This window comes from Halomonas sp. IOP_31, assembly GCF_021151495.1.
Lineage (GTDB): Bacteria > Pseudomonadota > Gammaproteobacteria > Pseudomonadales > Halomonadaceae > Modicisalibacter > Modicisalibacter zincidurans.
The window spans coordinates 1-2374 of sequence record NZ_JAIRBP010000072.1; the positions used below are offsets into that span (position 1 = coordinate 1).

Genomic DNA, 2374 nt, shown 5'->3' on the forward strand with positions numbered 1-2374 from the left:
CTCGCACCTCTACCTGCTCGGCGGGGAGAGCTATCGGCTGAAGCAGAAGGCGCTCAGCTGACGATCACGGGTGGGTCATTTTTGTTGGCCACTGGTGGGTCACTTCTGATGGCCATTGACAGTTACCTCCGAATCAACACTGGGATAAGTGGGAAACTGGGAAAGTCCATCTCCATCCGGTAGCGCTTCCCAATACGCCTTGATGCGATCAGGCCACAGGGCGAAAAAACGCTCCGATCGATCCCGTAGCTTGATTTTCATGGTGCCACGGCTCTGTTCATTGGTTTCCAGGAAATCTCTCTGGATCAGCGGCTCAATTTCCCGGGTGTATCGACTTCGAAGGCCAAGCTCCTTGATAAGAGTATTTTTGGGTATCAGCCACTGCGTCTCACCGGCCACTTTGCGTCGCAGACCAATTGCTCTTCCGTAATCGCCCCGTTCTATGTCAACGAGACGGTGATTCCATTTGTAAATGGCATCGCGAAGGCGAGCCAAAATGCGGTGCTCCTCCGAATTGAAGATGTGACCTCGGCTCCGAAGCCAGGCTCCAACTACTTGGTGTACTGCTCGAACCGACTCCGCTTCCGTCCAAGGAAGGAGATAGTTCCGACAGGCCAGGCACAGTGCAGCGGTGATAAGTGCGAACCGTCTGATCACCCGGACAACTTGCGAGGCCATATGAGGGGTCTTCCACTGCTCCGTCAACCGGGCAACCTCACTCTGGATGTAGTCGGGCAAGTCATCCACATCTTCTGTAAGACGCTCGAGCCAATGCCGGAACAGTGTGCCGTGGTAGTGCCTGGTGCGGCTTTTCAACGCGTCCACGAACTCTTGGGCACTGTTGGATCCATGCAAATCATCAAAGGCTCCAAATTTTCCAAAAATCGGGATCTCGACAAGTCGGTTCTCCTGGCCGGCTTTAACCGACTTCCCAATTTCCTGAAACACTTCCGACAGCCATACCTCACCAGTACTTAACGCCAGCGTTCGCCAGTGCGTTTGTTCAGCAAGATCCCCTGAGATATTCGCACGCAGCTTACTGGCACCGGTCATTATGTGATACGTCGCCACATCGACATCTTCCGGCCGAGCCAGGCCAATCTCGTCCAACGCTAACAACATGTCGTTGTGCTCAGCAGCGACGGCTGCCAAGCCATTGGCAGTCGCTACCCAGTTCCTCACGAACGTTGGTGCTCCACAAACACTCGCGGCCACCTGCAGCAACGTCGTTTTCCCGGTGGAGCTATTACCAACCAAGTGAAAGGCCCCATTTTCAAGCTCCGCATGCTTTAGCAGGGGCGCCGCGAGTGCCACCCCGACGCTGAGGATCGCCAGCGGGTTGCCCTCACACAGCTTCCCCACTTGAGCTTGCCAATCCTGGAGAGAACCGTTTTCCTGAAGTAGAGGGGAGGTTGATAGCTGCCCGACGAAGTAGTGCTGCTCATCCGCCTGACCTGCCGTCCAGCTACTCGTCGCGAAGATGGGGCCGTGCCAACCTGTACGGTCGACGGTTGTGGCCGGCGGCGCCTTTGCCATTTCCTCAAGCAGGTAGCGTTGTAGTCGTGCCCAACTGATATTGCCAGGCTCCAGCGGATAGCCGCTGTCCACGAGCAGCTCCCGTATCTGTCGGGCGTTATCGCCGTTCAGGTTACGCGCGTAAACCACCTCGCGGAGCAGGACGTTGTCCATATTTTTCCACTGCAGCAGCGCACCGTGTCCATGCTTCTTGTTGGAAAGTCGGGTTCTCGCAATAACCTCAATCCACCCGCCAACCCTCTGCCATTCTTCAGAGCTATAGCAATACAGGCCAGAGTCTCTCAACTGAAATTTCATTCGCGCCTCCGTTACAGCCGGTCCAGCCAATCTCTAACATCCTGGATCCGGAACCTGACGGCTCGGCCACTGGGGTTGGGCTTTATGGGGGCAGGGAAACGACCGGCTTTCACGTACCGTCGAAGCGTGGCTTGCGAAAGCTGGGTGACGGCACAAACCTCTTCATAGGTGAGCAAACGCTCATTCGTCTCGTTGAAATACTGTCGTTGCATAATCCACTCCTGATTCGTTGTTTAACGGACAGGAGTGATTATGAATAGTCCTGAATTCACACCAGAACCGTGGAATTGGCCAATTTGGGCGCAAAGAGAAAAAGATATTAAAACGCTGAATTTAAAGGATAAATTTTAGGGTTTAGGCGCTTTCTATGTGGCGGCCATCGGTTTTTGGACAAATTCTGGCGAAAATGTGAACAGTCTCCGCTAGCCTGAATATTGCACCATTGGCGCGAGTTCGGCCTGCTGAGTGATCAGGCCAGCTCTTCATGCTGGATTCAGCAAGAATCGGTCACGTTTTGATCAATTACCCAGCGTCGAGACAC

The 2374-nt window shown here is 54.3% G+C and carries 2 protein-coding genes; both read right to left on the reverse strand.

Annotated elements, in window-relative coordinates; genetic code table 11:
• Window positions 1-99: 99 nt before the first annotated feature.
• Window positions 100-1833: a DUF927 domain-containing protein gene (locus K7I12_RS17285; RefSeq protein WP_231664802.1), complete on the reverse strand. Its 1734-nt coding sequence runs from the start codon at window positions 1831-1833 to the stop codon at window positions 100-102.
• 11 nt (window positions 1834-1844) lie between these two features.
• Complete coding sequence (locus K7I12_RS17290) at window positions 1845-2045, reverse strand: helix-turn-helix transcriptional regulator (protein WP_231664803.1); 201 nt, start codon at window positions 2043-2045, stop codon at window positions 1845-1847.
• Window positions 2046-2374 lie beyond the last annotated feature (329 nt).